The sequence below is a fragment of the Mycolicibacterium sp. P4_G11 genome, from assembly GCF_056555145.1.
Genome location: NZ_JBFUJW010000003.1, coordinates 322,295 through 341,033, shown reverse-complemented (window position 1 = coordinate 341,033; position 18,739 = coordinate 322,295). Strand labels below are relative to the sequence as shown.

At 67.5% G+C, this 18,739-nt stretch carries 18 protein-coding genes; 8 read left to right on the top strand and 10 right to left on the bottom strand.

Going from position 1 to position 18,739, the window contains the following annotated elements:
• Positions 1–51 precede the first annotated feature (51 nt).
• Positions 52–915 (top strand): RNA polymerase sigma factor SigI, encoded by an 864-nt coding sequence (gene sigI / locus AC1U2B_RS07570; RefSeq protein ID WP_480216302.1) that lies wholly within the window; start codon positions 52–54, stop codon positions 913–915.
• 33 nt (positions 916–948) lie between these two features.
• Positions 949–1,317 (top strand): SpoIIAA family protein, encoded by a 369-nt coding sequence (locus AC1U2B_RS07565; protein WP_418005620.1) that lies wholly within the window; start codon positions 949–951, stop codon positions 1,315–1,317.
• A gap of 60 nt (positions 1,318–1,377) precedes the next feature.
• Here AC1U2B_RS07565 and AC1U2B_RS07560 read toward each other — a convergent pair whose 3' ends face one another.
• The 8 genes from AC1U2B_RS07560 to AC1U2B_RS07525 form a co-directional block, all read right to left on the bottom strand.
• Complete coding sequence (locus AC1U2B_RS07560) at positions 1,378–3,060, bottom strand: medium-chain acyl-CoA ligase Mig (protein WP_480216301.1); 1,683 nt, start codon at positions 3,058–3,060, stop codon at positions 1,378–1,380.
• 127 nt (positions 3,061–3,187) lie between these two features.
• Complete coding sequence (locus AC1U2B_RS07555) at positions 3,188–4,003, bottom strand: DUF5995 family protein (RefSeq protein WP_480216300.1); 816 nt, start codon at positions 4,001–4,003, stop codon at positions 3,188–3,190.
• 3 nt (positions 4,004–4,006) lie between these two features.
• Entirely contained in the window at positions 4,007–5,119 is a 1,113-nt protein-coding gene (locus AC1U2B_RS07550; RefSeq protein ID WP_480216299.1) for a T6SS phospholipase effector Tle1-like catalytic domain-containing protein, read from the bottom strand.
• Between the two features lie 124 nt (positions 5,120–5,243).
• The gene (locus tag AC1U2B_RS07545; protein WP_276525132.1) at positions 5,244–5,381 is read right to left on the bottom strand and encodes a CstA-like transporter-associated (seleno)protein; all 138 of its coding nucleotides are present in this window, start codon (positions 5,379–5,381) and stop codon (positions 5,244–5,246) included.
• A complete protein-coding gene (locus AC1U2B_RS07540) occupies positions 5,381–7,663 on the bottom strand; it encodes a carbon starvation CstA family protein (protein ID WP_480216298.1) in 2,283 nt (760 codons plus the stop codon). The genes AC1U2B_RS07545 and AC1U2B_RS07540 overlap by 1 nt, the downstream gene beginning before the upstream one ends.
• 44 nt (positions 7,664–7,707) lie before the next feature.
• Positions 7,708–9,231, bottom strand: a complete 1,524-nt coding sequence (locus tag AC1U2B_RS07535; RefSeq protein WP_480216297.1) for an ATP-dependent DNA ligase — start codon at positions 9,229–9,231, stop codon at positions 7,708–7,710.
• Between the two features lie 32 nt (positions 9,232–9,263).
• Positions 9,264–9,623: a GatB/YqeY domain-containing protein gene (locus AC1U2B_RS07530; protein WP_480216296.1), complete on the bottom strand. Its 360-nt coding sequence runs from the start codon at positions 9,621–9,623 to the stop codon at positions 9,264–9,266.
• A 55-nt stretch (positions 9,624–9,678) separates the two neighbouring features.
• Positions 9,679–11,214 (bottom strand): molybdopterin-dependent oxidoreductase, encoded by a 1,536-nt coding sequence (locus AC1U2B_RS07525; RefSeq protein WP_480216295.1) that lies wholly within the window; start codon positions 11,212–11,214, stop codon positions 9,679–9,681.
• A gap of 101 nt (positions 11,215–11,315) precedes the next feature.
• On the opposite strand from AC1U2B_RS07525, the gene AC1U2B_RS07520 reads away from it, so the two are divergent.
• On the top strand, positions 11,316–12,368 hold the full coding sequence (locus tag AC1U2B_RS07520; protein WP_480216294.1) for a phosphotransferase family protein: 1,053 nt from the start codon (positions 11,316–11,318) through the stop codon (positions 12,366–12,368).
• On the opposite strand, the gene AC1U2B_RS07515 is transcribed toward AC1U2B_RS07520, so the two are convergent.
• Positions 12,359–13,108, bottom strand: a complete 750-nt coding sequence (locus AC1U2B_RS07515) for a sulfite exporter TauE/SafE family protein (RefSeq protein WP_480216293.1) — start codon at positions 13,106–13,108, stop codon at positions 12,359–12,361. The genes AC1U2B_RS07520 and AC1U2B_RS07515 overlap by 10 nt on opposite strands.
• 61 nt (positions 13,109–13,169) lie before the next feature.
• Here AC1U2B_RS07515 and AC1U2B_RS07510 point away from each other — a divergent pair, with 61 nt between their 5' ends.
• The 3 genes from AC1U2B_RS07510 (at position 13,170) to AC1U2B_RS07500 (ending at position 15,596) form a co-directional block, all read left to right on the top strand.
• The gene (locus AC1U2B_RS07510; RefSeq protein ID WP_480216292.1) at positions 13,170–14,153 is read left to right on the top strand and encodes a putative nucleotidyltransferase substrate binding domain-containing protein; all 984 of its coding nucleotides are present in this window, start codon (positions 13,170–13,172) and stop codon (positions 14,151–14,153) included.
• Positions 14,153–14,959 (top strand): Fic family protein, encoded by an 807-nt coding sequence (locus tag AC1U2B_RS07505; RefSeq protein WP_480216291.1) that lies wholly within the window; start codon positions 14,153–14,155, stop codon positions 14,957–14,959. Before AC1U2B_RS07510 ends, AC1U2B_RS07505 begins: the two co-directional genes overlap by 1 nt.
• A gap of 154 nt (positions 14,960–15,113) precedes the next feature.
• On the top strand, positions 15,114–15,596 hold the full coding sequence (locus AC1U2B_RS07500) for a 2-isopropylmalate synthase (RefSeq protein ID WP_480216290.1): 483 nt from the start codon (positions 15,114–15,116) through the stop codon (positions 15,594–15,596).
• A 13-nt stretch (positions 15,597–15,609) separates the two neighbouring features.
• Here AC1U2B_RS07500 and AC1U2B_RS07495 read toward each other — a convergent pair whose 3' ends face one another.
• Entirely contained in the window at positions 15,610–17,091 is a 1,482-nt protein-coding gene (locus tag AC1U2B_RS07495) for a cytochrome P450 (protein WP_480216289.1), read from the bottom strand.
• Positions 17,092–17,209: 118 nt separating this feature from the next.
• On the opposite strand from AC1U2B_RS07495, the gene AC1U2B_RS07490 reads away from it, so the two are divergent.
• Complete coding sequence (locus AC1U2B_RS07490) at positions 17,210–17,842, top strand: TetR/AcrR family transcriptional regulator (RefSeq protein ID WP_043395119.1); 633 nt, start codon at positions 17,210–17,212, stop codon at positions 17,840–17,842.
• A 9-nt stretch (positions 17,843–17,851) separates the two neighbouring features.
• The gene (locus AC1U2B_RS07485) at positions 17,852–18,724 is read left to right on the top strand and encodes an SDR family oxidoreductase (RefSeq protein WP_480216288.1); all 873 of its coding nucleotides are present in this window, start codon (positions 17,852–17,854) and stop codon (positions 18,722–18,724) included.
• Positions 18,725–18,739: the final 15 nt, after the last annotated feature.

Below are 18,739 nucleotides of genomic sequence, written 5' to 3'. Positions count from 1 at the left end.
GCGGTTCGCGTGGTGCGGTAACTTTTCACCACACCGAATCGTCTTTAACTGATGACAGAAACCACCGGATTCACCGCGGCCTGGCGCCACCACCATCCGTATCTGGTCAATCTCGCGTACCAGATGCTGGGTGACGTCGGCGACGCCGAAGATGTTGCGCAGGAAGCATTTCTGCGGTTGTCCCGCACGGCGCCCGGCGAGATCGAGGACGTCCGCGCGTGGCTGACGACCGTCGCCGGCCGGCTGTGCCTCGACCTGGTGCGCTCGGCGCGCGCACGGCGGGAACAACCGACCGATCTGGAGCAGGACGCGATTCCCGAACTGCCGTCGGCAGAGCCCGACCCCGCAGACCGGATCACCCTGGACGACGAAGTGTCGGGTGCCCTGCTGCGGGTGCTGCGGCAATTGAGTCCCGGCGAGCGCGTGGCGTTCATCCTGCACGACGTGTTCGGTGTCCCGTTCGAGTCGATCGCCGAGACCGTCGGCAGACCGGTCGGCACCTGCCGGCAACTGGCCCGTCGGGCCCGCGCGAAGGTGGCAGGCGCCGAGGTACGTGCCGACGACGTCGAGGCGACCGAACATCAACTCGTCATCGAGAAGTTCATCACCACCTGCGCCGGCGGCGACGTGCAAGCGCTGGCGGCGGTGCTGGATCCGACGGTCTGGGGCGTCGGCACGGTGCTCAGCGATCCGCCGATCCCGCCCATCGTCAATCACGGACCGCAGCGGGTCGCCGAGAATCTGATGCTGTACCTCGGACCGGGCACCACCGTGGTCGCCGGCCCGCTCGGGCAACCCGTGCTGCTGGCGTTCGCGCACCGGCAGCTGTTCGCTGTGGTGGTCCTGACGATTCGCGACGGGCTCGTCGCCAAGATCGAGGCGACCGCCGATCCGCTCGCCCGATTCGGGGCGTGATCACTCCCCGCGAGCAGACGTAGGCTGGCGAACATGATCGAAGTGCTGTCAGACATGCCCGACGGTGTGACGGGCATTCGCGTTTCGGGGCGCGTGAGCGGGGACGACATCCGTGAATTCGAGCCCACCATGGACGATCTCGTCGTCGGTGGCGAGATCAGGATCGTCGAGGTCATCGCCGCCGACTACGAGGGCTTCGGGCCGGGTGGCCTGGTCGAGGATCTGAAGGTCGGGTTCGGTGCGCTGTTCAAACACCACTCGGCGTTCAAACGCATCGCGGTGGTGTCCGACAAAGCGTGGGTCGCCCACACGCTGCACGCCGTCGCCTGGATGATTCCTGGCGACCTCCAGATCTTCGGTCTCGACGAACTGGACCGGGCCAAGGAGTGGGCTGCGGGCTGATCCTCCAGCAGACACAGAACGGCCCCCTTTCCACCGAAAGGGGGCCGTTCTGTGCAGGACCTAGTTCTGGAGTGCCTGTTCCTTGGCCCAGCGGTAGTCGGCCTTGCCGGCGGGGCTGCGCACGATGGTCGGCCGGAACACGATGGCCTTCGGCAGCTTGTATCGGGCGATCGATTCCGAGGCGTGCTCGATGAGCTCGGCGGCGTCGACCTCGGCGCCGTCGGCCAGCGCCACGACCGCGACCACCTCGTTGCCCCAGCGCTCGCTCGGGCGTCCGGCGACGACCACGTCGACCACGGCCGGGTGCGATGCGATGGCGGACTCGACCTCTTCGGCGAAGATCTTCTCGCCACCGGAGTTGATCGTCACCGAGTCGCGGCCGAGCAGCTCGACGGTGCCGCCCTCCAGCAGTCGGGCGCGGTCGCCCGGCACCGCGTACCGGATGCCGTCGATCACCGGGAACGTCTTGGCCGTCTTGGCCGCGTCGCCCTTGTAGCCCAGCGGCACGTGGCCCTCCTGGGCCAGCCAGCCGTTGCCATCGTGGCCGGGGGCCAGGAGCGAGGAGAAGTCCTCCGAGACGATCCGGGTGGCGGGACCGGCGGTGAAGGTGCCGCTGGAGACGTTGGCCTTGGTCGACACGTGCGACATCTGCGCGCCGGTCTCCGACGAACCCACACCGTCGATCACCATGGCGTTCGGCAGTGCCGCGACCAGTCGGCCCTTCACGGCCGGCGTGAACAACGCACCGCCGTTGGCGACGATGACCAGCGAGGTCGGGTCGTGGCTGCCGTCGGCCAGCGCTTCTTCGATGGCGCTGACCAACGGCCGGGCCATGGCGTCACCGACGATCGTCGCGATCGCGATCTTCTCGCGGGCGATGGTCTCGACGATTTCCTCGGCGTTGAAGCCCTCGACGTCTTTGGCGAACACGATGGTCTGGCCGTTGTTGATGCCGGTCATCACGCCCCACTGGGCGGCGCCGTGCATGAGCGGCGGCAGGATCATCATGCGCATCTCGGTGGCGGCCGAGGCCCGGTCGACGATCTCCTGGGCCGATTGGGCGGGCTCACCGGTCATCGCGTTCCGGCCGCCGAACGAGGCCATGAAGATGTCGTGCTGGCGCCACAGCACGCCCTTGGGCATGCCGGTGGTGCCGCCGGTGTACAGCACGTAGAGATCGTCGGGTGACGGCGTCACCGGCGGTGGCGGGACGTCGGCGTTCACGATGGTCTCGTAGTCGACGGCGCCGGGCAGCAGCTCGTTGCCCGAACTGTCGGCGATCTGGATCAGCACCTTGAGGTTCGGCAGCTCCGGCAGCACTTCGGCGAGGGTCGGCGCGAACGCGGCGTGATAGATCAGGGCCGAGGCGCCCGCGTCGTTCAGCAGGTACTGCAGCTCGGCCTTGACGTAGCGGTAGTTCACATTGAACGGTGCCACCCGGGCCCGGAATGCGCCGAGCAGGGACTCGACGAACTCGGGGCCGTTGTAGGCGTAGATGCCGACGAGGTCCTGGCCTACTTCATGGCCGGCCAGCTGGTCGCGATCGGTGTGCACGCCCAGGCCCTGCGCGTGCAGGTACGCGGCGAGCCGGTTGGAGCGGGCGACGACCTCGGCGTAGGTGAACCGGCGGTCGCCCTGAATGACCAGGGTGCGGTCCGGGATGGCTGCAGCGACGGCGTCGGTGACGTCGGAAACCGTGAACAGCACGTTTCTCCTAAGGCTGGTGGGACAACAACTGGACATCTGTCCATACACTCATTTAGTACCATGGAGTGAGGGTCGTCTCTTTTGGTACCACCCTGTGAGGCGCCGGTGGCGGTATGCGTCCACTGTGCGGAAGGTTGTGTAGACGGCCGTCGTCGTCGCGGTGTCAGAGGCTCGTCGAGATGGGCGCCGGTATTGCGGCGATTTCGTTGAGCACCGCGATGTTGTGCCGCACATCCCGGCTCTCGCGCGCCGCGACCGCATTCACCGCGGCCTGAGTGACCCCGACCAGGCTGGGCGGGTGGTAGATGAGCCCGGCTTGCTTGGCCACCGCAAAGTCGCGAATGCCGATGGTCACCGGCCGGACGAAGCCCGGTTCGAACGACAGAATCCGAGCGAATCTCCACGCATCGTCCCGAAATTGAGTGATCGCCTCATTGATCACGAAGATTTCATTGTTCGACAGCACTGCATAGATCTCGGCCAGCGCCGGGGACAGCTCATTGATATCGCCCACGATCCCGTTGACCTGACTGGCCAGAACCGCATTGATCCGGTCGAAGTCGTCCTCCAGATCGCGGGTCTTGGCATCGATGGTTTGGGCGGCGATTCCGAGGTCGAGACTGATGTGAGCGCTGATCCCGGCGAGCATGTGCTGCAGCATGATCGGCCGCACGTCCGTGGCGGCGTTGAAGGTCACCTGCCACGATCGCGTCGGCTTCTTGAATTGTCCGGGCCCGGCGTATCCGTTGAACGCGTCGAGATAGCGGTTGGCGAATGCCACGTCGAGGCGGGCCATCCGCGGGCCGTCGTCGAACCGGCCCTCGGCTACCGCGGTTTTGACGGCTGCCGTGATGCGCTTGTACAAGGCGGCGAAGTAGCCGAGCCTGTTGGATTCGGTTATCGCCCAACCGATTATCGTGTCGATTCGATCGATGACTTCATCGAGTGTGGTCGCGGGTGTGAGCGTGGGTGCAGCCATGGATCAGTCCGTGTCGACGGGCATGCGGTGGAACCCGCCCGTTGGTGGGTTCGCCAACGGTTTCGGGTGATACGTGGAGTCCTGTTCCTCCCGGGTCAGTGCGGTCGAGGACACGTATTCATGATCGGGATCCTTCGCGCCGATATGTCGGACGTAGCGTCCCAACAGCCGGTACATGAGCGTCATGGAATTGTGCTTCTTGCCCAACGGATTGGGCTGAATGCTGGTGTACGCGTCCACAATTGGCACCGTGTCGGCGGAAGCGGGGGCGACCGGCGGGTGTACGGCGAAGGCCCCGGGCTTGAAATGCAGACCGCATGCGTGGGCCTTCTCGGTCATCCAGCTGAGCGTGATGTCACTGAGTTCGTGGGTGAAATATCCGCCGCCGACGTCGCAGTGGACACCGGAGAACCAGACCTGTTCGAGTTTCTGGGTCGGCGTATCCCTCGGCTGGGTCCAGAGGGTGGGCTCGAAGGGGCGACGCTCTTCGTCGATGGCCAGGGCCTGGTACGCAAAACGGACCGTGGAGCTCAGATCGGTGTCGTGAAACTGCCAGCGCTTGTTGATCAGGTTGGCCAGGGGATTGCCCGACAACGGAATGCCCAGTGAGCCAACGGTATCCCAGACGCCGATGAAGTAGACCGTCGCTTCGTGCGAATAAGCCTGGCGAAACAGCGTCGACTCGATGCCGCGCGGCTTGGTGGCGTCGTTGTGGCTGCGGTAGAGCGCATAGGCCTCGTCGATCCGGTCGGCGTGCTCACGGCGCAGGATGCCGCAGTTACGGATGAATCCCGCCGCACTGCGGGCGGTGAAGGCGCCACGGCTGAAGCCGAACAGGAACAGTTGATCGCCCGGCTCATACGTGGCGACGACGTACCGGTATGCCGACATCACGTCGCGCGACAGTCCGACACCGAAAGCACCACCGGTGAACTTTTCGGACCGCATCGTGCCGACCCCGCTGCGGTAGTACGTCACCTGCTTGGTGCCGTCGCTCCCGCGGTCTGCCACGGCGAGGGCGACCTTGCAGACGTTTGTCGGGCTGGCTTGGCCGTTCCGCAGTTCGTCGGGCGTGTTCCAGGTGCCGTCACAACACACCACGATGCGTTTCGACATCAGCATTCCTCCCCGGTGCGCCGGACGGACGGCCTTCCAGAGAAATTCTGCGCGCGCTGTATGCGGTTTGTCTTCAGTTATGCAGTGATGCTGTTGTCCGACCGTGGCCGCAGGGACATGCAGATCAGCAGCAGCGGCCCTGCGGGTTGAGGTCGGCGGCGCGGTGCCGGGCCTTCCAGTAGTCGCGCTCGGTCAGCACCGGCTCGCCGGCGTGCGTGCGACGGCGGTGTTCCAGGTACCGCGCGTAGTGGTTGTCACCCATCAATGATGACCAGTACCAACGGATCTGGCGTGCGAACTCGGTAGCGCGTCCCACTGCTTCTGCACCTCCTTCTCGGCGTCGGTCGGGAACAGGCCACGCGGGGCGAACAGCCGCGACGGCACCGCCTCGTCGTCGGTCAGTGACCGGCCGCCGCCGCGGATGGCTTGCAGGGCCACGACGATGCCGACGACCACGACGATCACCACGAGTACGGCGAACACGATCGACAGTGTGCCCTGGATGAACGTGTTCCGGATGACGGCGTCGATCTGGTCGGGGTTCTTGGCGGAACCGAACGTCGTCTTGCCGGCGGCCTTGGCCGCGAGGTATTGCGAATGCTGTTGCCAGTAACCGATTTTGGGGTCGTGGGAGAAGATCTTCTGCCACGACGCGGTGAGGGTGACGAGAACGTCCCAGCACAACGGCAGCCCCGGAATCCAGGCCCATTTGAGCAGGCCCTTCTTGATCACCACGACGGTGACGACGGTCAGCGCGATGGCGGCGAGCAACTGGTTGGCGATGCCGAACAACGGGAACAGTGTGTTGATGCCGCCGAGGGGGTCGGTGACGCCCATCAGCAGGATGCTGCCCCAACCCGCGACGACGAGCAGGCTGCAGGTCCACGCGCCGAGGCGCCAGCTGGGATCGCGCAGCTTCCGCAGCGGCCCACCCAGATTGCCCAGGGCGTCGGACAGCATGAAGCGGGCGACCCGGGTGCCGGCGTCGACGGTGGTGAGGATGAACAACGCTTCGAACATGATCGCGAAGTGGTACCAGAAGGCCTTCATGCTCGAGCCACCGAAGACCTGGTGCAGCACCTCCGACATGCCAAGCGCCAGCGTCGGCGCGCCGCCGGTGCGCGAAACGACCGAGTGCTCACCGACGTCGGTCGCGGCGGCCGTCACCTCTGCGGGAGTGATCGGGGCTCCCGACAGGCCCAGCCCGTTGGCGTAGGTGGCCGCGGTGGCCGCGGTGCCGCCGGTCGCCGCGGTGGGGGAGTTGATCACGAAGTACAGGTGCTGGTTGAGGATCGCCGCCGTGATCAGCGCCATGATCGCGACGAAAGACTCCGTCAACATGCCGCCGTAACCGATGAGCCGCGTCTGCCCTTCCTTCTCCAGCAGCTTCGGAGTAGTGCCCGACGAGATCAGGGAATGGAAGCCCGACAGTGCACCGCACGCGATGGTGATGAACAGGAACGGGAACAGCGCACCGGCGAACACCGGGCCGTCGGCGCGGGTGGCGAACTGCGACACCGCGGGGGCCGCCATGACCGGACGGGCAATCAGGATGCCGACCGCCAGCAGCGAGATGGTGCCGACCTTCATGAACGTCGACAGGTAGTCGCGGGGGGCGAGCAAGAACCACACCGGCAACACCGAGGCGGCCAGCCCGTAGACGATGATGCACCACGACAGCGTCACCTTCGACAGCGTGAACCAGTCTGCGCCCCAGGATGTTTCCGCGACCCAGCCGCCGGAGACCACCGCGAGCAGCAGCAGTGCGACGCCGATCAGGGACACTTCCGACACCCGGCCGGGCCGCAGGAACCGCAGGTACAGACCCATGAAGATGGCGATCGGGATGGTCATCGCGATGGAGAACACGCCCCACGGGCTTTCGGCGAGGGCGTTGACCACCACCAGCGCCAGCACCGCCAGCAGGATCACCATGATCACCAACACCGCGACGATCGCGGCGACGCCGCCGATGGGCCCGAGTTCGTCGCGCGCCATCTGGCCGAGGGACCGCCCGCGCCGCCGCGTCGAGATGACCAGCACCAGGTAGTCCTGCACACAACCGGCGACGACCGCGCCGACGATGATCCAGATGGTGCCCGGCAGATAACCCATCTGCATGGCCAGGACCGGTCCGACCAGCGGGCCGGCGCCGGCGATGGCCGCGAAGTGATGACCGAACAGGACCCGACGGTCGGTCGGCATGTAGTCGGTGTCGTTCTCGAGGAGTTCGGCCGGGGTGGCGTGATCGTCGCGGGGTTTGACGATCTTCATCTCGATCAGCCGCGCGTAGAACCGGTATCCGATGACGTAGGTACAGATCGCGGCGATGACGAACCACACCGCGTTCACGGTCTCGCCACGGGCGAAGGCGATGACGGCCCAGGCCACGGCGGCAAGCACCGCGATGACTCCGAAGATCACCCGGTGCCGGGTGGTGATGGGCGAGCGGTCGATGATCGCGACCGGTGGCAGGTCCGGGTCAGTACGCACATAGGTGACGTCACCGACGGACTCGTCGGGGTACGCGGTGGCTGGTGACATGCCCCACATCCTGTCATCGGTGGCTCCGGATCGCGGGGTAACACTCAGCGTTCGTACAGCGACCGGACGGTGTCGATGGTGTCGGCCTCGTCGGGCCGCTTGTCGTCGCGGTAGCGCAGCACCCGGGCGAACCGCAGCGCCATGTTGCCGGGGTAGCGGCTCGAACCCTGCACGCCGTCGAACGCGATCTCCACCACCTGCTCGGGGCGCAGCCGCACGACGTAACCGTCCATCGGGCCGTCGGCGAGCTCGGTGAACCGCGCCGTCTGCCAGTCCAGCATCGCGTCGGTCATGCCCTTGAAGGTCTTGCCCAGCATCACGTAACCACCGGTGGCCGGGTCACGGGCGCCCAGATGGATGTTCGACAGCTTGCCCGTGCGCCGTCCGGAACCCCACTCGACCGCGAGCACGACGAGGTCCAGGGTGTGGACCGGCTTGACCTTCAGCCAGCCGGCGCCCCGCCGGCCCGCCTCGTACGGCGACTCCGGGTGCTTGGCCATCACGCCTTCGTGACCGGCGGCCAGCGTCTCGTCGAGGAACTGTTGGGCGACAACCGAATCGGAGGTGACGCGGCGCCGCACCCGCAGCGGTTCGGGGACCACCTCGTCCAGCGCTTCGCGGCGGCGCTGCGCAGGCTGGTCCAGCAGGTCGGTGCCGTCGAGGTGCAGGATGTCGAAGAAGAACACCGAAAGCGGTTGTGCCCCATCGTCGGAGCGTTTGCCGATCCGCGATGAGGTCACCTGGAACCGGTGTGGACGACCGTCGGGGCGGATGGCCAGGGCCTCGGCATCGGCGATCAGGTTCGTCACGGGCAGTGCCAACACGGCGCTCACCACGTCGGGCACCCGGGCCGTGATGTCGTCCAGGCTGCGGGTGTAGACCGATACCTCGGTGCCGGATCGATGAATCTGCACCCGGACACCGTCGAGCTTGGTCTCGAATATCGCGGCGCCACCCAGCTTTTCGAGGGCATCGCCGACATCGGTCGCGGTCTGCGCCAGCATCGGACTCACCGGACGGCCGATGGCGAGCGTGAAGCGCCGCAGCGCGTCGGCACCGTCGGACATCGCCGCGGCAGCCACCGTGGCCAGATCACCGCTGAGCATCGCGGCGCGCCGCACGTCGGCGGCGGGGATACCAGCGGCTTTCGCGACCGCGTCGGCCATCACCCCGGCCAGCGCGCCCTGACGCAGCCCGCCGCTGAGCAGCCCACGCAGAAAGGTCTGCTCGACCTCGGTGGCCGCCCCGAACAGCGCGTGCAGCAGCTCGGTGCGGGTGGCCGCTGAACCGCGGCCGGTGACCGCCTTGATGGCCGACAGGGCGGCGTCGACCTCGGTGACGGTCAGCGCCGGGCTCTCGGCCGGTGGCGGCAGCGATCGCAGCGACGCCCAGCCGACCCCGATCTGGCGCTGGGGCAGCTCACCGGACAGCCAGTCGACGACGATCGCGACAGTGGCCGGATGGTCGGCGGCGGTGCCGAGCAGGGCAGCGATCCGGCTGATCTTCGCCGACCGCGCAGATACCGCACCGACCTCGGCTGAAGCCGCGGCGACGTCGGTGAGGAGCACGAGCTCAGCTTGGCACGTGGGTCCGACAATTCTCAGTCGGACAGCAGCTCACTCAGTACTGCCGCTTCGGCCTGGACCTGGTCGGCGCGGTCGCCGTGGCCGACAGACCGCAGTTGTTCGGCCGCGGCTCGACGTTCGTCGGCTTCGGCCCGGATCAAGCCCCGGATCTGGTCCTCGGTCAGGCTCCGGCGGGCGACCTCTGCCGCACCGAGACCCTGCGCGCTGTCGGCGATGGCTCCGGCCCTGGGCACGGATACGTCCGGGGTCTCGGCATTGTCGATGGCACTGAGCGCGCTGCGGATCGCGGAGGTCGAAATGGTGTCCTTCGACTTGCGTGCCGCGATCAATCGGGCCCGCAGGTCGGTGCGCCAGTGCTGCGCCGGTTCGGTCATCCGGACACCGTAGTGACGCGGATCCGTCTCGCCAACCGAATATTTCGGGTTCTGGTCAGGCCACGGTGAAGGACACCGAATGCCAGCCCGTCGCTCCGTCGGGGACGGCACCGGCGACGTCGGAGGTCTGCACCGCACCGGTGCCGTCGGTGGCGCGGACGGTGATGGTGTGGCGACCCGGCTGGTCTGCCTGCCAGGGGTAACTCCACAGCCGCCAGGTGTCGTTCGAATACGCGGCGCCCAGCGTCGCCGGCCGCCACGGACCGTCGTCGATGCGGACCTCCACCGCGCGGACACCGCGGTTCTGCGCCCACGCGACGCCGCCGAACGTCGCCGGCCCCATCGGCACTCCGGAGCCGGCGCGCGGCACGTCGATGCGCGACTCGGTCTTGATCGGCCCATGCGCGGACCAGCCCAACTTCGTCCAATAGGCCTGGGCCCGATCGAATCTGGTGAGTTCCAGATCGACGAGCCACTTGGTCGCCGAGACGTAGCCGTACAAACCGGGAACCACCAGCCGCGCCGGATAGCCGTGCTCGGTGGGCAGCGGTTCGCCGTTCATGGCGACGGCCAGGAGCGCGTCGCGGTTGTCGGTCAGTGCCTCGACGGGGGTGCCCGCGGTGAACCCGTCGATGGACTTGGACAGCACCATGTCGGCGTCGGCGTGGATGCCGGCCCGGGCCAGCAGGTCGCGCACCCGGTAGCCGGTCCAGGTGGCATTCGATATCAGGTTGCCGCCCACCGGGTTTGACACGCAGGTGAGCGTGACGACCTTGTCGATCGCCTCGAACTGAGCTAGCTCGTCGAAGCGAAAGGTGACCTCGCGATCGACCATCCCGTGGATCCGCAGTCGCCAGTCCTGCCGTTGCACCTGCGGGACGGACAGCGCCGTGTCGATCCGGTAGAAGTCGGCGTTCGGGGTGATGAACGGCGGCAGGTTCACCCCGGCGGGTTGCACGTCCGGCGGGATCGGCGGGCCAGGGATTTTGGGCGCCGGCGGGGTGTAGGCGCTGCGGTCGCCCGAGACCGACGACGCCGCGCGGCCCAGGACCGTGCCGATGACCCCGGCCAGCGTGCCGGCAGCCAAGAAGCCCAGGGCCGCCAGCGATCGACGCCGGCCGGGATCGGCGGCACCGGTGTCCGCGTCTGGTTCGGGGACCCGGGGATCGAGGCGCTCGGAGACCAGGACGCGCAGGACCGCGATACCTGCCGCCGCGCCGACGAGGGACGGGAGGACGTCGATGGGGCGGGCGCCGGTGCGGGACAGCACCGCCGCGCCGCCCAGCACCCCGGCCAGCCCGATGGCGATGCTGCCGAGCTTCCGGTCCTCGAATTGCGCTGTCACCATGGCGATCACCGCGATGGCCAGGATCACCGCCACCGTCAGGAACAGCTTGTCGTTGGTGGCGAAGGTCTGAATGGCCCACTCTTTGAGCGGTCCCGGGGTCAGATCGATGACCACCGACCCGACCGCGGTGCGGGAATCGGCGTGCGGCCCAAGCGGAATCGCCAGGAGCGCAGCCACGCCGAGAGCGACGGCCGCGGCCGCCAGGCCGGCGAGCGATCGGTGCGGATCCAGTCGAGGTGCCACATAGCCACAGTACGACTCACCTGGTGGGTCAGTCTCAAATGGAAACGGATCGTAAGAAATAGCTGCCCGTTCGGGCGATTCCGGGCCAGAATCACAGCATCATGCAGCCGACCTTGACCGACCGTGACCTAGACATCGTCCAGAACTGGATCCGCGCCGAGGGACTGGGTGAGCACCTCACCGACGTCGAGCCGCTGACCGGCGGTACGCAGAACATCGTGGTGCGGTTGCACATCGACGGTCGGCCGGTGGTGCTGCGCCGCCCGCCGCTGCATCCGCGGCCGACCAGTGACAAGACCATGCAGCGTGAGATCGCGGTGCTGCGGACCCTGGCCGGCACCTCGGTGCCGCATCCCGCGTTCATCGCCGGCTGCGAGGACCCGTCGGTGCTCGGCGTCGTCTTCTACCTGATGGCCGAAGTCGACGGCTTCAACCCCGGCGAGGAGCTGTCGCCGGCCTACGCGGCCGACCCGAGCCTGCGGCACGACGTCGGGCCGTCGTACGCGGCGAGCCTGGCGCAGCTGGGCAACGTGGCTTGGGAAGGCAGCCCGTTGGCGGCCATCCGCAAGCCGGGATCATTTGTGGCACGGCAGGTTCCGCAGTTCGTCGGCCTGCTGCAGAGCTATCGGCACGACCACTACGACCCCGAATCGCTGGACGGGGTTGCGCAGCTGGCGACCTGGTTGACCGACAACCGGCCGCCCGATGGCGAGCCCGGAATCATGCACGGCGACTGCCACCTGAACAACGTCATGCTGCGTCACGACAAGCCGGAACTGGCGGCGTTCGTCGACTGGGAGATGTGCACCGTCGGCGATCCGCTGCTGGACCTGGGCTGGATGCTGGTGTGCTGGCCGACCGCGCCCAACGCCATTGTCGTCGGCGCCGCGCTGGCCGAGGCCGGCGGACTGGCCGGCCGGGACGAACTGCTGGACGCCTATCTCGCCGCGGGCGGCCGACGCACCGAACATCTGGACTGGTACCTCGCGATGGCCTGCTTCAAGCTGAGCATCGTCATCGAGGGCACCTGGTCGCGCTTCCTGGCGGGTCTGGCCGACCGCGAGGCAGGGGAGAAGCTGCATGCCTCCGCCACCGAGCTGATCCACCTGGGTGTGCGGGTTGCCAAGGGTGACAACCCGTTCGCCTATCGGTAGGTATCCCAGCCCAGCTTGACGGCCAACGCCAGGCCGGCCACCGCGATGGTCAATCGCAGCGGTGTCGCCGGGGTGTGCCGCACCACGACCGGACCCAGTCGGGAGCCCACCAGACACCCGAAGCCCAGCGGGACCACCGCAATCCAGTTCACCGGGGCGAGCGCGACGAAGCCCACGGCGGCAACACCATTGGCCACGCCGAGGACGACGTTCTTCGCGGCGTTGGCGTGGGCCATCGACTCACTGCCGCTGTGCAGCAACAGGGCGAGCAGCACCACGCCGGCCGCGGCGCCGAAATACCCTCCGTACAAACAGATCACGAAGATCGCGACGGAGATGAGCACCGCCCGCCCCCGGCCGGGCTCGGTGTCGGCGCCGCGCCGTTGGGGGATGGCGATGGTGACCGAGGACAGGCCGAGCAGCACCGGGACCACCACCTCGAAGCCCTCGGCCGGCAGGGCCAACAGCAGGGCGGCTCCGGCAGCCCCGCCGAGTGCGGCGGCCGGCAGGACGCGGCGCAGCCACGGTCCCATGCCGTCGAGTTCGGGGAGGGAACCCCAGACCGATCCGATGGTGTTGAAGGTCAGCGCGACGGTGTTGGTCACGTTCGCCGCCACCGGCGGCAGCCCGGCCATCAGCAGGGCCGGATACGTCGCGACGGATGCCAGCCCCGCGATGCTCCCGGTCAGGCCGCCTGCGATGCCGGCGGCGAGCAGAAGTAGTGCGTGCTGCCAGCTCATCGCGGCAAACAATATCCAACTGAGCGAGCAGGAATAACTGTCTTCCGATAGAAATAGCGTCATGGACGCGATCGGCGCGATCGATGAGGCGGGCGACGACGCCGCGCTGCGCTCGGGAATCGAGCAGGGCCTGCAGGCGGTGCGGGCCGCGGCACGCGCGTCGGCTCCGGCCGGTGAGGTCGCGGCCGCCTGGTCTCAGGTGCTCCGATCCGGCGTCGCAGCGGCTGTTCGGCTGACGCCCGTCGGCGTGCCATGGTCGTGGTTCGTCTCCGGCAGTGTCGCGCGGGGCGAGGCAGTGGCGGGATCCGACGTCGAGACCCTGGTCGTGCTGGCGGACGACGTCGGGCGCGACGAGGCACTGGAAGCGGCCGCCGCAGTGCACGCCGTCCTGGAACGGTGCGGTGTACGAGCCGACGCCAACGGGGTGCTGGCCAGCCGGCCGCGGTTCTGCCGATCGGCGAGCGCGTGGTCTGACGGCATCGCGTACTGGGCGGCCGATCCGCGGCAGGACCGCGGCGTGGTGATGACCGGCGTGCTGGCCGACTCCCGTGCCGTCCACCTGGGCGACGCGACGGTGACCGACGACTTGCTGCGCGCCCAGGTGGTGCGCGCTGCCGTCGACAACTACCCGGTCCGTCAGTACCTGCTGCAGGACGCCACCACGTTTCGGGCCACGTTCCCCTCCCGGCTGCGCATGTTGGCCAACCAGTCCGACGCCGTCGATCTCAAACTGGCCGCGATCGACCCGCTGGTGAAGATCGCGCGGTGGGCGGCGGTGTCGGCCGGTTCCACCGCGCTGTCGACGCCCAGCCGGCTCGACGCCGCCGGAGCCGCGAATGTGCTTGATGCCGACGATGTTTCGAGCCTTCATGAGTGTTTCGCCGCGTTGGTGAGATTTCGGTGGATGTCGAGGGCCGGCGGTGATCAGGTGGTGCTCTCGGAGCTGCCGCCGCAGGAGCGAGCCATGCTGCGCAGCGTGGCCCGAGAGGTGGCCGGAATCAGCCGCAAGCTGACCTTTCTCGCGTCGACGTCGGCGTTCCGGTGATGGCGGCAGAGTTCACCGAGGCCACCGCGACCGCGCTCGCGGCGCACCGAGCGGTGCAGCAGACACTCGCCGCTCAGCGCATCGAAGGCTGGGAACCCGAGCCCGCCCACATCGTCGACTTGGGTGCACTGGCTTCCGGCGCCATGGATTTCGGCGACTACCTGGCGCGGTGTCGCGAGCAGTATCCGCCGACGCCGGTGCGGCGGCGCTTCCTTCGGCGCCGCGGGCCGTACCTCATACGCGGAACATCGGTGCTGCGCAACAACTTTGGTATTCAACGCGGACCTGATCTGGCGGCGGTGGAGTTTCAGGTGACGGCGGGCCGAATGGTGCTGTGGCATGGGCGGCGGTCCGAGCCGAGCATCGATGTCAGCGCGCTGCACCGCGAGCTCTTCGGTGACGTGTATGCCTGGGCGGGGGAGCTGCGCACCGTCGACCTTCGCCGCGGCAACTCGGCGTTCACCTGGCAGGTTGACATCGCGGCCCGACTGGCCGAAATCCAGCTCGCCGCAACAGCATTGGCGGACGTCGGAGCCGGCTTCGGCAACCCGAGGCTGGCCTGGGAACTGTCCCGGATATACGCCCGGTACAACCAGATTCACCCGTTCCGGGAAGGCAACGGGCGCACCGGGATGCTGCTGTTGCACGCGCTCGCCGGCCGATGCGGGCGGCAACTGGACTTCACCGGTGTCGGCCGCGCCGCCTGGTATTCCGCGGCGCGGGACAGCATGCCGCTGCACCGGGACGGGCACGCCAGCCACCGGCCGTTCCTGTGGCTGCTCAACAAGGCCGTGAAATCGCCTTGACCCGAGGCGCGGTCGCGGACTAACCTCGGCGACCATGCTTCACATGCTCGTAGTAGCCAGTACCCACAGCGGGGTCTGATCCTGACCGACCCCTCGCTGTGGGTCGGACGCTACTACCTGTCGGTCACTTCTTTCGAGCAGAAAAGACCGACGCATGTTCACCTCCACCGCCATCTCCACCACTTCGCGTTTCGCGGATCTGTTTGACCGCCCCGTGCCTCGTGACCTGCGCGAACACGCCGAAACGATGTGTCACGACACCTTCATCGATCACTACGGCCATCAACGTGGGCCGGTCCGACTTGGCAGTTGGGGCATCGCCGGCGACGACGACCGCCGCCGCGGCGCCACCGCTGCGCGCCGGTACCGGGCCAGCATCGCCGTCGGCGACCGCATCGCTACCTCGACGGCGGCCGCGACCGGGCCTGTCGCCGCGCTGACCGCCATGCTGCACGAGCGCGGGATGGCCGTCGAGATGATCAAGTTCCATCAGTTGCCCGCCGTCGGCGGCGGCATCGCGACCTTCATCCAGGGCACCGACGGCGTGCGCGCGGAGTGGGCCATGGGCTGGGCCCGCGACCCGGTCCAGTCGGCGCTGCGGGCGATGATCGCGTGCGCCAACCGGCTGCACGCCTAGTTTCGGCGGGCGATCAGCCGATGGGGCGCAGCGTGATCGGCATGCCGTCGATCGGCACCGGCATGCCGCCGTAGTCGTATCGCGGCTTGTAGCCCTTGTGCGGGAGCTCCAGGCGGTAGCGACGCAGCAGCCGGTGCATGACGGTCTTGATCTCCAGCTGGCCGAACACCATGCCGATGCACTTGTGCGCCCCGCCGCCGAACGGGGCGAACGCGTAGCGGTGCGACTTGTGCTCGTTGCGCGGCTCGGCGAAGCGGTCCGGATCGAATTTCTCGGGGGCCGTCCACAATTCGGGCAGCATGTGGTTGAGCGACGGCCAGGTGATGACGTCGGTGCCCTCCGGGATGTAGTAGCCCAGCAGCTCGGTGTCGCGCACTGCCCGCCGGAAGTTGAACGGCAGCGGTGTCTGCATGCGCAGTGCTTCGTTGATCACCAGGTCGTAGGTCTCGAGCTTCTCCAGCGACTCGATGTCCAATGGACCGTCGCCGATGCGCGCGGAATCCTCGCGCAACCTGTCCTGCCATTCCGGGTTGGCCGCCAGGTGGTAGGCCATGGTGGTCATCGTCGACGTCGAGGTGTCGTGCGCGGCCATCATCAGGAAGATCATGTGGCTGACGATCTGGTCGTCGGTGAAGCTGCCGCCGTCCTCGTCCTGGGCGTGACACAGCACGCTGAACATGTCTGTGCTCTCGCTGCGGCGCTTCTCGGCGATCGAGCGCGAGAAGTACTCCTCCAGCGTCTTGCGGGCCTGGATGCCGCGCCACCACTTGAGGGGCGGGACGGGCGTCCGGACGATCGCGTTGCCGGCCCGGGTTGTGGTGGTGAAGGCCTGGTTGACGGTGGTGACCAGCTTGTGGTCGGTGCCCGCCGGGATGCCCATGAAGACCTCGGCGGCGATGTCGAGCGTCAGCTCCTTGACCGAGGGGTGGAACAGGAACCGGGGATCGTTGGCCACCCAGTCGGTGGCCAGCACCTTGGTGGCGACGGAGTCGATGTGCGACACGTAACCGGTCAACCGGGACCGGGTGAAGGCCTCTTGCATGATCCGGCGGTGGAACATGTGCTCGTCGAAGTCGAGCAGCATCAGGCCGCCCTCGAAGAACGGTCCGATCACCGGATCCCAGGCCTTCTGGGAGAAGTCCTTGTTGCGATTGGAGAACACCGCCTGGGTGGCGTCGGGTCCCATCGCCGCGACCGCAGACATCGCGGGCGAGTCGGCGAAGTACAACGGACCGTGCTTGCGGTACTGCTCCAGCACGAACTCGGGGCCACTGCGGAACGCCTCGATCAGGTGGCCGATGACCGGCAGTCCCGAATCGCCCTTGATCGCCTTGAGGCCACTGCCCGCCGGCGGCTCGGCGAAGACGAACTCGTCCCACTTCTTGGCGCGCAGTCGCTGCTCGACGATGCCCATGCCCGGCAGGTTGGACGGCGTGGGCTTGATTCGCCGGATGGCCTGATCGAGGAGGTAGTTCGGGGTGCTGATAGTCGCCATTGACCACTCCTGAATGCGAAGTTTGTGGTGAAAGTCACCACCTGATGTCATCTTGGCTGGCATACTTGACGCGTGTCAAGTTTTGAATTGGTGTGTCGGCGGTGACATCGTGAGCGCCATGAGCGCTGAAGTCGAGACGGTCGACAGGGGCCGCAGCCGAGGCGACAGGCAACGCGACGCCATCATCACCGCGGTTCGGGAGCTGCTGGAGGAGAAGCCGTTCGCCGACCTGTCTGTCAGCACCATCAGCGCCCGGGCGGGTGTCGCGCGGTCGGGCTTCTACTTCTACTTCGACTCCAAGTACTCCGTGCTGGCCAAGATCGTGTCCGAGGCCATGGAGGAACTGGACGCGCTCACCCACAACTTCGCGCCGCGCGAGACGGGCGAGACGCCGGCGTCTTTCGCCAAGCGAATGGTCGGCAGCGCGGCGGCGGTGTTCGCCAGCAATGACCCGATCATGGCGGCGTGCACCATCGCGCAGAACACCGACGCAGAAATCCGCGACTTGATGGCCGATTTCGAAGACGGCGTGATCGCCAAGATCGTCGGACTGGTCGAACAGGACACCGGCGCCCGGCCGATCTCTGACGACCTGCCGGCGTTGGTTCGCACTTTGACGTCAACCACGGCGATGACGTTGTCGCATGACAGTGCCTTCATCGGTCGCGACGGAGACCCGCAGCGCGCCCTGGCGATCGTGGAGCGGATGTGGCTCAGCGCGTTATGGGGTGGCGGAGACCTGCCTGTGTAGGGTCGGGCCATGACGCGGTGGAGCGGCTACGCAGGCAAGCGGTGTTTCGTGACGGGGGCGGCCAGTGGCATCGGCCGGGCGACCGCACTCAAACTGGCCCAGCAGGGCGCGATCCTCTATCTGACCGATCGTGACGCCACCGGGCTGGAACAGGCCGTCGCCGACGCCCGCGCGCTCGGCGGTGAGGTGGCCGAATACCGCGCCCTGGACATCTCCGACTACGACGCCGTCGCGGCGTTCGCCGCGGACATCCACAGCCGGCATGAGGCCATGGACGTGGTGCTCAACATCGCCGGGATCTCGGCCTGGGGCACCGTCAGCACCCTGACCCATCAGCACTGGCGCTCGATGGTCGACGTCAACCTGATGGGGCCCATCCACGTCATCGAGACCATGGTTCCGCCCATGGTGGCCGCCGGCCGCGGCGGGCGCCTGGCCAACGTGTCGTCGGCCGCGGGCATCGTCGCGTTGCCCTGGCATGCGGCTTACAGTGCCAGCAAGTACGGCCTGCGTGGCGTGAGCGAGGTGCTGCGCTTCGACCTGGCCCGGCACCGCATCGGGGTGTCGGTCGTGGTGCCCGGCGCGGTGAAAACGCCGCTGGTGCAGACGGTTCAGATCGCGGGCGTGGATCGCGACGATCCGCAGGTGCAGCGCTGGGTGGCCAGGTTCGCCGGGCACGCGGTGTCGCCGGAGCAGGCTGCGGACAAACTGCTGTCCGGGGTGGCCAAGAACCGGTTCATGATCTACACGTCGGCGGACATCCGGGCGCTGTATCTGTTCAAGCGGCTGGCATGGTGGCCTTACAGCGTGTCGATGCGTCAGGTGAACGTGTTGTTCACCCGGGCCTTGCGGCCCAAACGGGCTGAGCCCCAAAACCGCTGAGCCCCAAAACCGCTG